This window comes from Umezawaea sp. (assembly GCF_057122925.1).
In genome coordinates, this window is the sequence record NZ_DBNGPQ010000178.1 from 1 (window position 1) to 15,103 (window position 15,103).

The window sequence follows — 15,103 nt, forward strand, 5'->3', positions numbered from 1 at the left end:
CGTGCGGGGTGGCCATCGAGGTGCCGGACATGGACACGTAGCCGTCGGCCACGGGGGTGCCGATCACACCGGTGGAGGATTTGGCCGCGACGATGTCCACGCCGGGGGCGGTGACGTCGGGTTTGACGGCGCTGTCGCCGACCCTGGGCCCGCGGCTGGAGAACGACGCGATCCCGTCGGAGCGGTCGACCGCCCCGACGGTGAGGGCGGCGTCCGCGCTACCGGGCGAGCCGACGGTCTCCGGGCGGCCCGAGTTCCCCGCCGCGACGACGAAGAGCGTGCCGTGCCGGGCGGAGAGCGTGTTGACGGCTTCTTCGAGCGGGTCGATCTCCGGGCTGTCACCGCCGCCCAGGCTGAGGTTCACGATGTCGGCGCCCTGCTCGGCCGCCCACGTCATGCCGCCGAGGATCCACGACTCGGCGCACCCGCCGCCCACGCACACCTTGCCGTCGAGGATGCGCGAGTCCGGCGCCACGCCGCGGTACTTCTCGCCCGCGCTGGCGATGGTGGCCGCGACGTGCGTGCCGTGGCCGACCAGGTCCTGGTTGTCGGCGTCCTCGGTGAAGTTCTTCTCGGCGAGTTCCCGGCCCTTGAGGTCGGGGTGTTCGGCGTCGACGCCGGTGTCCAGCACGGCGACCTTCACCCCCGTGCCGGTGTACCCGGCCCGCCACGCCTCGGGCGCGCCGATCTGCGCCGCGCTGCGGTCCAGGCTCGGCTGCCGCAGGCCGTCGAGCCTGATCTTGCTGTAGGAGTCGTCGGCGAGGAGGGTCCGCCACGTGTCCGCGGCCCGCGCCTTGGCGGTGCGGGCCGCGAACGACCGCACCGCCGGCAGCGCGGCGGTGATGGTCGTCCCGACCGGGGCGCCCGTCGCCCGAAGGTCCGCACCGGTCGTGAGGATGAGCGGCACGGAGTCGCGGTGGGCGTCGTCGTAGCGCGACTCGATCAGCTCGGTGACGTCGAACAGCCGCTTGTCCACCCGGCCCGACGCCACCGCCCGCCGCGCGTCGGCGGGGACGACGTGGACGTGCCCCTGCTCGGTGGACGTGGTGAAGACGACCGCGTCCCGGCCCGCCGCCGGGACGACCGAGCCTCCTCCGGTCCCGTCGAGCACCACGCGGTCACCCGTGATCAGCGTGACGGAGCCCGCTCTCCCCGCGGGGAACCCCGTCGGCGACGGCTCCTCGGCCGCCGACGCGCCCGCCGGTCCGGCCACGAGCCCGACCGCGAGCGCGGCGACTCCCAGCAGAGCGCCGTGTCGTCGTGTTGATCGCAACAGCCACCTCCCGGTTCGGTGAATCCGTGCGGGAACGCACGACCGGGGCGCCGATCGGCCGGTGGCGGCGGTGTACCGAAAGTGACGAGAGATCCCGGTACTTCTGAACATATCGACGTCCGGGAGGCGTGCCTTCCGCACGACGGGCGAAGTTTCCGCCTCACCTTGTGTGACGATCCGTGAGCAGGGTGGGCGTGAGCAGGGGAGTGGCAGAGGTGTGCCACGGCCGTCGCGTATCAACTCGTGGCGACCACGCGGACCGGGGCTGTCAGGCCTGGTTCCTGCGCCACCAGCGCTTCGGCTTCACCGGGGGCAGGGCTCCGCGGGCCCGCGCCCAGTCCGTGAAGGCCGCCGCGTCCTCCCGCGCCCTGCTGCCCGACGTCCTCGGGTGGGACAGGGCGTACTCGTCGAACAGCGGGCGGAAGCGGTCGGCCAGCTCGTCGACGGCGTCGGGCGCCAGCACCGCCACGACGCCGCGCCGCTTCGCCAGCAGCGACCGGGCCTCCACGCGCAGCAGGCGCTCGTCGAACCCGGTGGGGGAGGGGCCGCCCGCCAGCAGCGCGGTCAGCAGCTCCGACTGGGCCTCGGCGAGCCGCTCCCGCGCCCCGTCGGTCATCCGTGCCCCGCCAGCACCGCGCGGATCGCCGCCATCTCGGCCGCCAGCTCGCTGTCGGACGGGTAGTTGTCGTCGCGCTCCAGCAGCACGCCCGGCGGGTCGACGCGCGACCGCAGCTCGCCCAGCAGGTCCAGCACCTCGGGGTGCACGGCGTGGGCGTGGGTGTCGTGGTAGACGCCGTCGGTCTCCACCCCGCCCGCCACGTGCACGTAGGCCAGGCGCTCCAGCGGGATCTCGTCCAGGAACCGGTTCGGGTCCGTGCCGAGGTTGCGGGCGTTCGCGTGCAGGTTGGCCACGTCGATGAGCAGGAAGCAGTCCGTGCGCTCCACCAGCTCCGCCAGGAACTGCCCCTCGGTCAGCTCGCCGTCCGGCCACTCCAGGAGCGCGGCGATGTTCTCCAGCGCCAGCGGCACCGGGAGGTTCGCCTGCGCCGTCCGCACGTTGGCCACCAGCACGTCCAGCGCGTCACGGGTGCGCGGCACCGGCATCAGGTGCCCGGAGTCGAGCCCGCCCGCCCGGACGAAGCACACGTGGTCGCTCACCAGCGGCGCGCCCAGCGCCTCCGCGACCGCGCCCAGGTGCTCGACCCGGTGCGCGTCGACGGGGTCCGCGCTGCCCAGCGACAGCGACACCGCGTGCGGCAGCACCGGCACGCCCCGTTCGCGCAGCAGCACGATCGACTCCGGCAGGTGCTCGACGTGCAGGTTCTCCGCGACCACCTCGACGAAGTCGACGTCGGGCAGCCGTTCCACGGTCAGGTCGATCTCCGCGCGCCAGCCGATGCCGACGCCGAGCCTGTCGACGGCCCCCATCAGTCCCCACCCCCGCCGCCACCGCACGACGAGCCGCCGCACGACGACGACGAGCCGCTGTCGCTGCTGGACCCGCAGCTGCTGTTCGACCCGCAGCCGCTGGAACAGCTGGAGCAGCTGCTCGCGGACGTCGAGCCGTCGTTGGACCGCCTGCCGGGCTTGCCCCTGCGCAGCGTCGCCCCCGCGCTCGGCGCGATCCCGAGCATCTCCCACACGCGGTGCGTGTTCGGGAAATTCCCGATGCGCCCCGCCAGGCCGTGCTGGGCGACGATGCCGACCCGGTCGTTCGACATGACCGTGACCGCGTTCACCTCCCGACGGCCCGCCCGGCGGACCGGGCGGCGCATCCGGTTGGTGGACCACCGGACGGCCAGCGCGAGCACGACCAGCACGATCGCGATGCCGACGTTCAGGTCCGCCACGCCCACGGCCACGACGGCACCGACCCCGACGAGGGTCGCGATGAAGCTGACCAGCCCCCACGCCCTGCGGCGACCGGGGGAGACCAGGAAGCCCCGGTCGACCAGGTGCTGCTTCACCGCGTCCAGCGCGCCGCTGCCCGCCGTCGCCTTGATGAGGGAGCCCAGCGCGCGTCCGCCGCGGGCGGCGCCCAGCGCGTACGCCTCCAGCGGCGTCGCGGCGCCGTGCGCGGTCGTGGACACCGCGCTCACCACCCCCTCGCGGGAGATCCGCAGGAGCCCGGCCTCCAGCAGGCGGACGATCGCGACCTCCGCGGCGCGGCCGGGCCCGCCGGACAGGTAGCCGAACTCCTCGACCGACATGCCCGATCTGCCCGTTGTTCTCGTTCCCGATGTCATGACCGCCGCCTTTCGCACCAAGCCGATGGCCATCCGACTCCGCGGCGGGCCCGTCAGTTCCGCTCCACGAGGCCAAGGCCACCACGGGCACGTCGTGTCGCCCGCGATGGCCTTGGCACCCCCCTTGTTCGGCTAGCTGCCGCCTCCCCCGCCGCAGCCGCCTCCCCCGCCGCAGCCGCTGCTCCCGCTACCGCAGCCGCTGCCGCTCGAACTCGAACAACTGCTCCCGCTCACCACGTACCCGCCGCTGCTCCCGCCGCTGGCCGCGGTGCCGTAGGACGGAGCCACCAGCGCCGTGCGCAGCGTCAGGTCGGGGTGCGCGGCGAGCCCGCCGAGGGCGACGAGCCCCACCGCGCCGCCCAGGCTCATGCCGACCGCGTCCCGCCGGTCGCTCGACCGGGCGGCCTCCAGTGCGCGGTCACCCTCGGCCGTGCGCTGGATCTTGCCCGAACGGGTGACCAGCACGGCCAGCACGCCCGTGATGACGAGCTGGAGCGTCAGCCAGCCCACCGGAGCGCCGATCGCGATGCCGTTGACCCAGCGCACGACCCCGATCACGAACAGCACCAGCATCGGCATGACCCCCACCCGCAGGGTCCGCTTCGCCGTGGCCGGGTCGACGAGCATCCCCGCGCCGCCGAGCCTGGTCGCGATCGACGCCACCGCCCCCGACTGCGCCACGGCGGGCACCAGCAGGTTCAGCGTGCGACGGCTGTAGCGCGCCGCGTCGGCCAGCACCGCGCGGTCGACCTCGTTGGTCGACGTGGCCTTGCCGATCAGCCCGACCGTGCCGCGCCGCGTCGAGCGCAGCGCCTCCGCCTCGATCAGCCTGGCGATGGACGCCTCCACCACGCGGCGGGGTCCGCCCGCGAGGTACGCCAGTTCATCGATGTCCAGGCCCCGTGCGGGCGCGCCTCCCCGGCCCGCCCGCATCCGGATCCGGACACCGATCGCGAACAGCGTTGAAACGCCCAACGCGACCCAGTAGATCTTCAGGAATTCCGGGCCCGAAAGCCCCCAAGGCTGCTCCACGGTCCACCCCCTGCCGCTCTCGGCGAAACTGGTCCGCCGATCGAGATGCAAGCGTGTGCTCTGCGACACACCCCGACAAGGGGCTTGAGCGAAATTTAGGCTTTTGCTGGGTAATGCTTAGGAGGACGACGATCCGTCGACTCCGCCAGAACCCTCGCCGTCCGTTCCCTTCAGCAAGAACATGCTTCCTCCCAGGTAGGAGACCGATCCGGACGACGTCACCCGATGACGTCATCCGGGGCAACCGCACCAGTCTGCTTCACCGCGAGCCGATTGTCGCCTGTTGCGCTGCGTACCGGGACGACTCCGGAGCGGTGCAATTCCGCATTAAGGCGCGGATTCGTCCACCAATCGCAAGCTGATGCTGTTGATGCAGTAGCGCTGATCGGTAGGAGTGTCGTAACCCTCCCCCTCGAAAACGTGTCCGAGGTGGCTGTGGCAGTTCGCGCACAGCACTTCCGTGCGCACCATGCCCATGGCGCGGTCCTCGCGCAGGATCACGCGGTCCGCCGCCAGGGGCGAGAAGAACGACGGCCAGCCGCAGTGCGAGTCGAACTTGGTCTCGCTGCGGAACAGCTCGGTGCCGCACGCGCGGCAGTCGTAGACCCCGACCGTCTTCGTGTCCGTGTACTCACCGACCCACGCGGGTTCGGTGCCGCCCTCGCGCAGCACGCGGTACTCGCTGGGGGTCAGGCTCTCCCGCCACTCCTGCTCCGAGCGGACGACCTTCGGCGTGGCGCCGACAACAGGTTCCATGCCACCACGCTAATGCGATCTCGGCCCGAGGGTGGATCGCAGGTGTCTTACGGAACAGTGATGACCGGGGTGGGTGATCCGGGGCGGGATCAGGCGAACAGGACGCCGATGATCTCGCCGAGCCCGAACCACACGCTGATCAGCACGCCGAGCAGGATCAGCGTGACCACCAGCACCGCGAAGAAGCGCTGTTCACCGCTGGCGCGGTTCGCCGAGTCGGCGAAGTCCGCGACGCCCGCGAGGTAGCCCTCGACGGTGTAGCCGGGGCGTTCGCGCTCCATCCGGTCCAGGTGCTCCGCGAAGGCCTTCGCCTCGGGATCCGCCGGGTCGAGCCCGATGAGGTCGTCGGAGAACCGCCTTGCAGGTCCTTCGTCCGGTCTTTCCGCGCCTGGAAAGGTGGCCATGCTTCGAGAATAGAGGGTCTTCAGCCCGCGAGGGCCAGGGCGGGCCGGACGGCGCCCACCTGGTGGCCGTGCCCGAGCACGGGAACGGTCGCCAGCCCCGCCAGCGCCGCCACGTCCACCCCGAGCAGCCGCAGCGCCTCGACGACGACCACGGCCCGCGCCCGGCTGGACCCGTCCGCGATCTTCAACGCCACCGCCGACCCGTCCGGGAGCCCGATCGCGTACACGCCCTCCGCACCGTCCTTGGCCAGCGCGCCCGGCAGCGCGCGCATCAGCTCGGTGACGTCGCGACCCGTGCCGCCGACCCACTCGGGGTGGCGGTTCATCGCGGAGGCGATCCGGTGCTCCGGCGTCCCGCCCGGCGCGCCCGCGATCGTGCCGAACGCGCGGGCCAGCCCGGTCAGGCTGATCCCGAACAGCGGCGCCCCGCACCCGTCGACCCCGATCGCGCCGACGGGTTCGCCCGCCAGTTCCTCGAGGGTGTTCCGCACCGCCACCTGGAGCGGGTGGTCGAGCGAGAGGTAGTCGTCGGTCGACCAGCCGTTGCGCACGCAGGTCAGCAGCATCGCGGCGTGCTTGCCCGAGCAGTTCATGTACTCCGGCGCCTTCCCGCGCCCCGCGGCCAGGTGCGCGGCCAGCGCCGCGTCGCCGATGGGCAGGTCGGGGGTGCACTGGAGGGCGGTGAAGTCCAGACCGGCCATCGCCAGGATCCGCCGGGTGCCCTCGACGTGGAAGTCCTCGCCGGAGTGGCTGGCGCAGGCCAGCGCGAGCAGCTCGCCGTCCAGGTCGAGGCCGTTGCGGAGCATCGCGAGGCCCTGCACCGGCTTGTTGGAGGAGCGCGGGAACGCCACGCGCTCCGGACGGCCCCTGCGGAGGACCTCGGCGCCCGTCGCGTCCAGCGCGACGACCGAGCCGTGGTGCACCGATTCCAGGAACTCGCCCCGCCAGACCTCGGCTACGACCTCGTGCACCACGCGTCCTCCTTTACACTGCCAACTGTCGACAGTTAACAACACGGTCGATTGGTTTCGCCAGGTTGGGAGACGCACGTGACACCACCGCTGCACCTGAGCCTCGCCGGGCAGACCGTTGACGTGCTGCGCGAGCTGGTGCTCACCGGGGAGATACCACCGGGGGAGCGGGTCAACGAGGTCGAGCTGGCGCAGCGGCTGGGGATCAGCCGGGGGCCGCTGCGGGAGGCGATCCGGCACCTGTCCAGCGAAGGGCTGCTGGTGCTGGTGCCGAACAAGGGGGCGCACGTGCCCCAGGCCGACGCCGACGACGTTCGGGCGCTGTTCGAGTTGAGGACCGCGCTGGAGTGCGCCGCCGCCGAGTTGGCCGCGAGTCGGCGGACTGACGCGGACGTGGCTCGGTTGCGGGAGGTGTGCGCCGAGTCGCGGCGGGACTACCAGGGCGGGGTGCGGTTCCCGTACCGGCTGGACCTGGCGTTCCACCAGGCGTTGTTGGATGCGGCTCGAAGCCCTCGGATCGCTGAGCAGGTGCGGCTGGTGCAGCAGAGGGTGGTGTTGTTGCGGAGCGGGTTGAAGGATGACCCGCCGCATCAGAACGCGTCCCTGGACGACCACGACGCTCTGGTCGAGGCTGTGGCCGCTGGGGACAGCCACGGGGCCAACCGGGTCATGCGGAGGCACTTGTCGCGGGTTCGGGCGCAGATGTCGGCCGGGTTGGGGTTGGTGCCGTGAGGGGTTTCGGTGTGTCGGGTTTGGGTGGCTGCCGGTTTCAGTGGATCGGGTAGCCGCTGATCCCAGCGGGGGTGGCCGATGTGACTCGGGGGCCCCTCGATCGGGGCGGTGGCCTGCCCGATCTACCAGGGTGAGGGGCAAATCCCCCGAGTAAGATCGGCCACTGCTCCAGGGAAGGCAGCGCGTCGTCGTGCGTCGTGTTGCCCTGCGTCGTGGTTGGGTGTTCTGCTCATCGAGTGCCCCTTGTTCTAGTGCGCCCCCAGGTGTTCCAGCAGTAGTGCTGAGGTGCGTTCTGCTGCTTCTTCCGGGATGAAGTGGCCTACTCCGTCCAGTACTTCGAACCTGTAGGCGCCTTGTGCCCAGTCGCTGGTGTTCTGTGCTGCTTCCGGGCCCACTGCGTCGTCCTCGGTGCCCCAGAGGTACATCGTGGGGACCGTGACGGGCTTGTAGTCGCCGTCGAAGTTGTTCGCGCGGTACCAGTTGAGCGCTGCGGTGAGGGCGCCCGGTTCTGACAGCTGTCGTACGTACTGCTCCACTCGCTGGCGTGGGATGACCGCCGGCCAGCCCTGGCGGAGTTTGGCGGAGCCGTTGGCCAGCATTTCTCGTTCGGGTACTTCTGGCTGGCGGAGGTAGTCGAGCAGGGCGGCGCGGGCGCGCTGGTCCGGGTCTTCGCGCATCGCCGCCGCCAGTGCGGCCGGGTGGGGGGCGGAGACGGCGGTGAGGGTGCGGACCCGCAGCGGGTTCCGGGCTGCCGCGAGCCAGCCGACCACGCCGCCCCAGTCGTGGCCGACCAGGTCGAACCGGCGCCAGCCCAGCTGGTCGGCGATGGCCGTGACGTCGTCCACGGCGTGGTCGAGGCCGTAGTCCTCCACGCGCTTCGGGCGGACGCCGGGGGAGTAGCCGCGCTGGTTGGGTGCGACCGCTCGGTAGCCGTCCGCGGCCAGGGCGCGCAGCTGGTGGCGCCACTCGATGCCGCACTGCGGGACCCCGTGCAGCAGGAGGACCTTGCGGCCGTCCAACGGACCCGCGGCCACCGCGTCGAACGTGCCCGCGGCGGTCGGGATCCGCAGCCTGGTGAGCGCGGTGGCGTCGGTGGCGGTGCTGAGCTGGAAGACGTCACTTCGTGATCGCATGACTACAGCCTGGAACATCGGCCACGGGTGATCGATGGTGTGGGCACCCAACTAGGAACGGGGGGTAGCCCTACCGTCGGCGATCACCGTCGTGTGGTTGACGGACGTGCGGAACCGGACCTCCCCGGCCTCGTGCCAGGCGCTGACCAGCAGTTCGTCGCCGGGGAACACGGGGTTGGCGAAGCGGGCCGCCACGGCCAGGACGTCCAGTTCCTCGGCCAGGAGGCGGGCGGTGATGCCGTAGGTGGCCAGGCCGTGCAGGATCGGGCGGGGGAAGCCGCCGCGCTCGGCGAACGCCGGGTCCCAGTGCAGGGGGTTGTCGTCGCCGGTCAGGCGGTACCGCTCGGCCTGGTCCGGGGTCGTGGTGAAGCTGAGCCGCACGTCGGGTGCGCGGTCGGGCACCAGCACGCGGGTCGTGGTGCCGCGCGGGCCGCCGAAGCCGCCCGCGCCGCGGATGAACAGGGACGCGCGGGTGGTGAAGTCGGCGTCGCCGGTCGCACGCCACTCGCGCACGACCAGCGCGCCGGAGCCCTTGTCGAACACGTCGGTGACCTCGCGGGTCACCTCGACGGTGCCCGAGAGCGGCAGGTCGCCCGACAGGGAGAGGGACTGCTCGGCGTGCAGCACCTGCGTCATGTCCGCGTCCAGGTCCACCTGCGGGCCGCCGAACTGCGCGACCGCGACGGCGAAGCCGGGCTGCATGCCCGTTCCGCCGACCGCGGCCGCGTAGCGCTCGACGTCGTCCTCGGTCCAGGACCGGACGACCGTGCTCACCCCAGGGATCCGCTGACCTTGGCGTGGCCCTTGAGCAGGTTGCGGGCGATCGTGCGGCGCTGGATCTCGTCGGTGCCCTCGTAGATGCGCAGCAGGCGCAGCTCGCGGTACCAGCGCTCGATCGGCAGCTCACGGGTGTAGCCCATGCCGCCGTGGATCTGGAGCACCCGGTCCACGATCTCGTTCGCCTTCACGCCGCCGTACAGCTTCGCCATCGACTGGGCCTGGCGGGAGTCCTTGCCCTGGTCGACGAGCCACGCGGCGTGCAGGACGAGCCAGCGCAGCGCCTCGATCTCGACGGCGGAGTCGGCGATCATCCACTGGATGGCCTGGTACTCGGCGATCGGCTGGCCGAACGTGACGCGGGTGTTGGCCTGCTCGATGGCCATCTCCACCAGGCGTTCCACCGAGCCGATGGCCCGCGCGGGCAGCAGGTACCGGCCCGCGCCGATCCACTGCATCGCCAGGGTGAAGCCGTGGCCGATCTCGCCGAGGACGTTCTCCTCGGGCACGCGCACGTTGTCGAACACCAGCGCCGCCGGACCCCACTGGCCCATGGTCGGGATGGGTTCGGACTTCCAGCCCATGTCGCGGTCGACGAGGAAGCACGTGACGCCGCCGTTGGCGCCCTTCTCCTTGTCGGTGACCGCGAACACCATCACGAAGTCGGCCTCGTTGCCGCCGGTGATGAACGTCTTCTCGCCGTTGATCACCCACTCGTCGCCGTCCTTGCGGGCGGACGTGCGGATGGCCTTGGCGTCCGACCCGGCGCCGGGCTCGGTGATCGCGAAGCACGACTTGCGCTCGCCGGAGATCGTCGGCAGCAGGTAGCGCTGCTTCTGCTCGGAGTTGCCGTGGTAGAGGATGTTGTCCGCGTAGCCGCCGAAGCGGAACTGCACGAACGAGCGGCCCAGCTCGGCCTCGATCAGGGCCGTCATCACCGCGCCGAGGCCCATGCCGCCGTACTCGGTCGGCGTCTGCACGCCCCAGAAGCCCGCCGACTTCGCCTTCTGCTGGAGGGCTTCCAGCTCCTCGTACGTCAGGCCGGGCTGGTTGGCGCGCTCGCGCCGGAGCACCTCCGGCTCCAGCGGGATGATCTCCTTGCGCACGAAGGTCCGCACCCAGTCGCGGATCTCCCGCTGCTCCTCGTCGAGCGTGAAGTCCATGCTGTTCCCCGTTTCAGAAGGCGTTGACGCCGGTCAGCGCGCGGCCTATGAGCAGTTTCTGGATCTGGCTGGTGCCCTCGTAGAGGGTGGTCACCCTGGTGTCCCGCAGGAACTTCCCGACGGGGTACTCGTCGATGTAGCCGTACCCGCCGAAGACCTGGATGGCGTTGTTCGCGACCCGCACGGCCGCCTCGCTGGCGTAGAGCTTCGCCATGGACGCCTCGGTGCGGAACGGCTCACCGCGGTCGGCCAGGTCGGCGACCCGCCACGTGAGCAGGCGGGCCGCGTCGGTCTCGACGGCCATGTCCGCCAGCAGTTCCTGCACGAGCTGGAACCCGGCGATGGGCTTGCCGAACTGCTCGCGCTCCGCCGCGTACCCGAGGCTCGCCTCCAGCGCGCCGCGCGCGGCTCCGACGCAGCCTGCCGCGACGGACATGCGGCCCCGGTCCAGCGCCGCCATCGCGAGCCCGAAACCGGTGCCCTCGTCGCCGAGCCGTGCGCTGTCCGGGACGCGCACGTGGTCCAGCACGAGTTCCGCGGTCGCCTGGCCGCGCATGCCGAGCTTGCCGTGGATCTCGGTGGCGGTGAAGCCGTCCGAGTCGGTCGGCACCAGGAACGCGGTGATGCCCTTCGGCCCCGGTCCGCCGGTGCGGGCGAAGACCAGCGCGACGTCGGCCCAGGTGCCGTTGGTGATGAACACCTTCGTGCCGGTGAGCAGCCAGTCGTCGCCGTCGCGCTCGGCCTTGGTCGCGAGCGACCCCGCGTCGGACCCGGTTCCCGGCTCGGTGAGCCCGAAGCAGCCGAGTAGCGCCCCCGCGCACAGGCCGGGCAGCCACCGCTCCTTCTGCTCGTCGGTGCCGTGCTTGAAGATCGTCTTGCCGACCAGGCCGAGCGACACCGAGATGATCCCGCGCACGGCCGAGTCGCCGCGCGCGATCTCCTCCAGGACCAGGCAGTACGCCAGGTTGTCGCCGCCGGACCCGCCGTGCTCCTCGTCGATGCCCAGCCCGAGGAACCCCACCTCGCCCAGCCGGGGCACGAGAGCGCGGTCGATCGCCTCGTCGCGGTCCCACTGCCGGGCGAACGGGACGATCCGCTCCTCCGTGAAGCGGTGGGCCAGTTCTTTGAGCTGCTGGTGCTCGTCGGACAGGCGTAGATCCACGCCACGACCTCCTAAACCGAACGGCGTTAGGTATAACGTAGGCGCGTCGGAGAACCCAGTGCAAGGGGTCGATATGCCTCGACCGAGCATCCCCATCCTCAGCGGGGCCCGCATCCGCGAGGTCGCCCTCGACATCATCGACCGCGACGGCCTCGACGGCCTGTCGATGCGCAAGCTCGCGGCCGAGCTGGGCGTGCGCGCGCCGTCGCTGTACGGGCACGTGGCGACCAAGGACGACCTGCTGCACGAGATCGCCAGCGAGGTGCTCGAACAGGTCGACGTGTCCGGTTTCGAGGCGGGCGACTGGCGGCGCGGGCTGGTCGAGAGCGCGCGCTCCTACCGGGCCGCGCTGTCGCGGCACCCGAACGTGGTCCCGTTCCTCGCCTACGGGCCCGCCGGTCGCGGGGCCTCGCTGCGGCGGCTCGACGTCATGCACGGCGCCCTGGTCGACGCCGGCTGGCCGCGCAGGCACGCCACGATGATCGCGGCGTCGCTGATGTACCTGGTGTTCGGGGCCGCGCTGAGCACGTTCTCCAGCGGGTTCTCCACGGACGCGTCGGTCTACCAGGGGCGCTACCCGCACCTGGACAAGGCGCACCTGCTGCCGTCGGTCGCGGAGGAGCTGGACCGGGACAGCTTCGAGCTGGCGCTGACCGCGTTCGTGGAGGGCCTGGAGCTACTTCGCGCGACCGCGGACCTCCAGGTGCGCGAGTAGTTCCCCGGTCGCCTTCGCGATGACGTCGACGGCGTGGTTGAACGCCTCGGCGTTGTGCGCGGCGGGCGTCCGGAACCCGGACACCTTCCGCACGTACTGGAGGGCGGCGGCGCGCACGTCGCCCTCCGTGACCTCGTCCTCGAACGGCGGGCGGAGCGTCTTGATGCTTCGGCACATGCCGCCATTGTCGTTTACGCTGCCCGTCGTGGCCCAGAAGGCGTTGGAGCTGATCGTTCCCGGACCCCGCGGCGACCGCGCCGTGCGGCTGTCCAACCCGGACAAGGTGTACTTCCCCGAGCGCGGCATCACCAAGCGCCAGGTCGTCGAGTACTACCTCTCCGTGGCCGAGCCGCTGCTGGGTGTGCTGCGCGACCGCCCCACCACGTTGAAGCGGTACGTCGACGGCGTGGCGGGCGAGGCGTTCTACCAGAAGCGCCTGCCGAAGAACGCCCCCTCCTACGTCGAGACCGCCACCATCACGTTCCCCTCCGGCCGCCCGGCCGACGAGGTCTGCCCCACCGAGCCCGCGGTCATCGCCTGGGCGGCCAACCTCGGCACGTTCGACTTCCACCCGTGGCCCGTCCGCAGGCCGCTGGTCGACAACCCGGACGAGCTCCGCGTCGACCTCGACCCGCAGCCCGGCACCGACTTCGGCGACGCGGTGCGGGTCGCCCTCGTCCTGAACGAGGTCCTGACCGAACTCGGCATGACCGGCTACCCGAAGACCTCCGGCGGTCGCGGCGTCCACGTCGCCGTCCGCATCAGGCCGGAGTGGGACTTCGTCGAGGTCCGCCACGCCGTCATCGCCCTGGCCCGCGAGGTCGAGCGGCGCATGCCCGCGCAGGCCACCACGGCGTGGTGGAAGGAGGAGCGCGGCGAGAAGGTCTTCCTCGACTTCAACCAGGCCGCCAGGGACCGCACCATCGCCTCCGCCTGGTCGGTCAGGGGCACACCGCGCGCCACCGTGTCCACACCGGTCACCTGGGACCAGTTGTCCACGGTGGACCCGGACGACTTCGACGTGCTGACCGTGCCGGGGTACTACGCCGAGCACGGCGACCCGCACGCCTCGCTGGACTCGGAGGCGTTCGGCCTGGAGACGCTGCTGGAGTGGTACGAGAAGGACGACAGGGGCGAAATGCCGTACCCGCCGGACTACCCGAAGATGCCCGGCGAACCGATGCGCGTGCAGCCGTCGAAGGCCCGCAAGCCCACTGAGGACTAGCGGTCTCTGCAATTTTGCGGATAGTCCGCTAACTCTTGGGGTGAACTTTGAGGTTGCCCGAGCCAAGTCGGTCTCATAGGATGTTGATCACGCCGAAGGTATCGGTGGGACAGGGCGATGACCCGACTGGGGCGGCTCCTGTCCGAATGAAGGAGCTCACTCCGGTCTGGTAGGCGCAGCAATGAGACCATTGCCGATCGGTGTGCGTGCTGTCTTGTTCCGCGAACCCAGCAGGGAAGCCCGTTCGCTCGTGCGGTGACCGTCCTGGTGCGAATCCAGGGAGAGTTCATGAGCGTGCACACGAATCAGGGCGGCGTCGGCGGCGAGTCGGGGGACAAGTAGGGAATTCGCCGTGGTGTGCCCGCTCCTCGGTGGGCACACTTCATCCGGAATCGGCATGAAAACCCGGTCCGTGTTACCGCTTGGACCAACTGAATCCTTGAAGTCCGCATTCGTGCGGATTCTTCGGCGCGTCATTCCATGCATCGACTGAATGGTCCGCGGGCAGTTCCTCTGATTCAGTGAATGAGGGCGCGGAAGGGGTTGCGCGCACCCGGCCGGGAGGGGGCGGGCGATGCTCAAGGGGTTCATCTCCTTCCTGGACGACTACCTGGCCGAGGCCGGTCTCATCGGACTCGCCAAGGCCTCGTTGGGCATCCTCGCCTTCGGGAGCGTGCTCAGCGCGGCGTTCGGTTCGGGCGCCTTCAAGGCCGCGGCGCTGCTGATCACCGTGCTGTGCGCGCTGGGGTTGCTCGCCGTCCTGATCAGGAGGTGCACCGGCCTGAAGCGCCGGGTGGACCGGTCCCACGAACTGCTCACGCACTACTGCGACCTGATCTACGGCCGGTCCGACCACCTCTGGCGCGTCGACCGCTGGCAGGAATCGATCAAAGTCGCCAAGAACGGCGACGTCACCGGGGCGATCATCGTGCACGCCATGACGGAGAGCGATGAACTCCACTTCTACAGGCTGCGCATAGGCGCGAACTGGCCGCAGCCGGAGGACCAGCGTCGTCGGGTTCGGGTGACCGCGAGCACGGTCGAGGTCGACGGTTCCGGTGGCACCCGCTGGGACAGGACGCTCAACTGGCTGCCCGACGGGCGGTTGGAGGTGTTGGCCCACTTCGAGTCCGCGCCACCGAAGAAGGGCGATGAGCTGACGCTGCGCGTCGAGTTCGAATGGCCGGGCAAGGCCGCTCCGCTGATGCGGTTCGGTGAACCCGACGACTTCGTCGTGCTGATGGGCAGACCGCTCGCCCATTTCGGCTACCGGGTCGAACTGCCCGCGGGCACGGCGGTCCGGTACGACCCCGTCGGCCTCAAGCGAGGGGTTGACGACTTCACGTTGAACAGGGTCGATGGCAAGCCGCACGTCGTGGAACTGGTCGCGCGGGACATCGCCGCGGACCACCGGGTCGGCCTGCGGCTCGATCTCCGCTGACCGCCGTACCGGGGCAGGAGGTCTTCGGCGGCCAGGGTGTTCCTCAGGCTCCCGCGCCCGTGCTTCGCGACGT

Annotated in this window: 17 protein-coding genes; 4 read left to right on the forward strand and 13 right to left on the reverse strand. The window is 70.9% G+C overall.

The window, feature by feature from the left end:
* From AC156L_RS39805 to AC156L_RS39840, 8 genes are all read right to left on the reverse strand, one after another.
* Positions 1–1,273, reverse strand: a 1,273-nt coding sequence (locus AC156L_RS39805; RefSeq protein WP_484407776.1) for a S8 family serine peptidase, incomplete at its 3' end; no start/stop codon positions are given.
* A 268-nt stretch (positions 1,274–1,541) separates the two neighbouring features.
* Entirely contained in the window at positions 1,542–1,889 is a 348-nt protein-coding gene (locus AC156L_RS39810) for an SCO6045 C-terminal-like domain-containing protein (RefSeq protein WP_330876575.1), read from the reverse strand.
* Positions 1,886–2,701, reverse strand: coding sequence for an MbnB/TglH/ChrH family RiPP precursor modification enzyme (locus tag AC156L_RS39815; RefSeq protein ID WP_330876576.1), 816 nt, complete (start codon positions 2,699–2,701; stop codon positions 1,886–1,888). Before AC156L_RS39815 ends, AC156L_RS39810 begins: the two co-directional genes overlap by 4 nt.
* A complete protein-coding gene (locus AC156L_RS39820; RefSeq protein ID WP_330876577.1) occupies positions 2,701–3,552 on the reverse strand; it encodes a TIGR04222 domain-containing membrane protein in 852 nt (283 codons plus the stop codon). Before AC156L_RS39820 ends, AC156L_RS39815 begins: the two co-directional genes overlap by 1 nt.
* Before the next feature lie 99 nt (positions 3,553–3,651).
* On the reverse strand, positions 3,652–4,551 hold the full coding sequence (locus AC156L_RS39825; RefSeq protein WP_484407777.1) for a TIGR04222 domain-containing membrane protein: 900 nt from the start codon (positions 4,549–4,551) through the stop codon (positions 3,652–3,654).
* A gap of 327 nt (positions 4,552–4,878) precedes the next feature.
* Positions 4,879–5,307, reverse strand: a complete 429-nt coding sequence (gene msrB, locus AC156L_RS39830; RefSeq protein ID WP_330876579.1) for a peptide-methionine (R)-S-oxide reductase MsrB — start codon at positions 5,305–5,307, stop codon at positions 4,879–4,881.
* 89 nt (positions 5,308–5,396) lie between these two features.
* Complete coding sequence (locus tag AC156L_RS39835) at positions 5,397–5,711, reverse strand: hypothetical protein (RefSeq protein WP_330876580.1); 315 nt, start codon at positions 5,709–5,711, stop codon at positions 5,397–5,399.
* Between the two features lie 20 nt (positions 5,712–5,731).
* Positions 5,732–6,685 (reverse strand): asparaginase, encoded by a 954-nt coding sequence (locus AC156L_RS39840; protein WP_330876581.1) that lies wholly within the window; start codon positions 6,683–6,685, stop codon positions 5,732–5,734.
* A gap of 75 nt (positions 6,686–6,760) precedes the next feature.
* Between AC156L_RS39840 and AC156L_RS39845 the strand changes: the two genes are divergently transcribed.
* Positions 6,761–7,414 (forward strand): GntR family transcriptional regulator, encoded by a 654-nt coding sequence (locus AC156L_RS39845; RefSeq protein ID WP_330876582.1) that lies wholly within the window; start codon positions 6,761–6,763, stop codon positions 7,412–7,414.
* A gap of 248 nt (positions 7,415–7,662) precedes the next feature.
* Here AC156L_RS39845 and AC156L_RS39850 read toward each other — a convergent pair whose 3' ends face one another.
* The 4 genes from AC156L_RS39850 to AC156L_RS39865 are packed head-to-tail and all read right to left on the reverse strand — an operon-like array spanning position 7,663 to position 11,649.
* On the reverse strand, positions 7,663–8,547 hold the full coding sequence (locus tag AC156L_RS39850; protein WP_330876583.1) for an alpha/beta fold hydrolase: 885 nt from the start codon (positions 8,545–8,547) through the stop codon (positions 7,663–7,665).
* A 51-nt stretch (positions 8,548–8,598) separates the two neighbouring features.
* Positions 8,599–9,321, reverse strand: a complete 723-nt coding sequence (locus tag AC156L_RS39855) for a MaoC/PaaZ C-terminal domain-containing protein (protein WP_330876584.1) — start codon at positions 9,319–9,321, stop codon at positions 8,599–8,601.
* On the reverse strand, positions 9,318–10,487 hold the full coding sequence (locus AC156L_RS39860) for an acyl-CoA dehydrogenase family protein (protein WP_330876585.1): 1,170 nt from the start codon (positions 10,485–10,487) through the stop codon (positions 9,318–9,320). Before AC156L_RS39860 ends, AC156L_RS39855 begins: the two co-directional genes overlap by 4 nt.
* Positions 10,488–10,500: 13 nt before the next feature.
* Positions 10,501–11,649, reverse strand: coding sequence for an acyl-CoA dehydrogenase family protein (locus AC156L_RS39865; protein ID WP_330876586.1), 1,149 nt, complete (start codon positions 11,647–11,649; stop codon positions 10,501–10,503).
* Between the two features lie 73 nt (positions 11,650–11,722).
* Between AC156L_RS39865 and AC156L_RS39870 the strand changes: the two genes are divergently transcribed.
* Positions 11,723–12,364, forward strand: a complete 642-nt coding sequence (locus AC156L_RS39870; RefSeq protein ID WP_330876587.1) for a TetR/AcrR family transcriptional regulator — start codon at positions 11,723–11,725, stop codon at positions 12,362–12,364.
* Here the strand turns inward: AC156L_RS39870 and AC156L_RS39875 are convergent.
* Complete coding sequence (locus AC156L_RS39875) at positions 12,326–12,541, reverse strand: DUF2277 domain-containing protein (protein ID WP_330876588.1); 216 nt, start codon at positions 12,539–12,541, stop codon at positions 12,326–12,328. The two genes, AC156L_RS39870 and AC156L_RS39875, sit on opposite strands and share 39 nt — an antisense overlap.
* Here AC156L_RS39875 and ligD point away from each other — a divergent pair.
* Together ligD and AC156L_RS39885 are read left to right on the forward strand one after the other, a co-directional pair.
* Positions 12,540–13,589, forward strand: coding sequence for a non-homologous end-joining DNA ligase (gene ligD, locus AC156L_RS39880; protein ID WP_484407779.1), 1,050 nt, complete (start codon positions 12,540–12,542; stop codon positions 13,587–13,589). The two genes, AC156L_RS39875 and ligD, sit on opposite strands and share 2 nt — an antisense overlap.
* 574 nt (positions 13,590–14,163) lie before the next feature.
* Positions 14,164–15,030 carry a hypothetical protein gene (locus AC156L_RS39885; RefSeq protein WP_330876590.1) on the forward strand — a complete coding sequence of 289 codons (867 nt, stop codon included), beginning with the start codon at positions 14,164–14,166 and terminating at the stop codon, positions 15,028–15,030.
* The last annotated feature ends 73 nt before the right edge of the window (positions 15,031–15,103 follow it).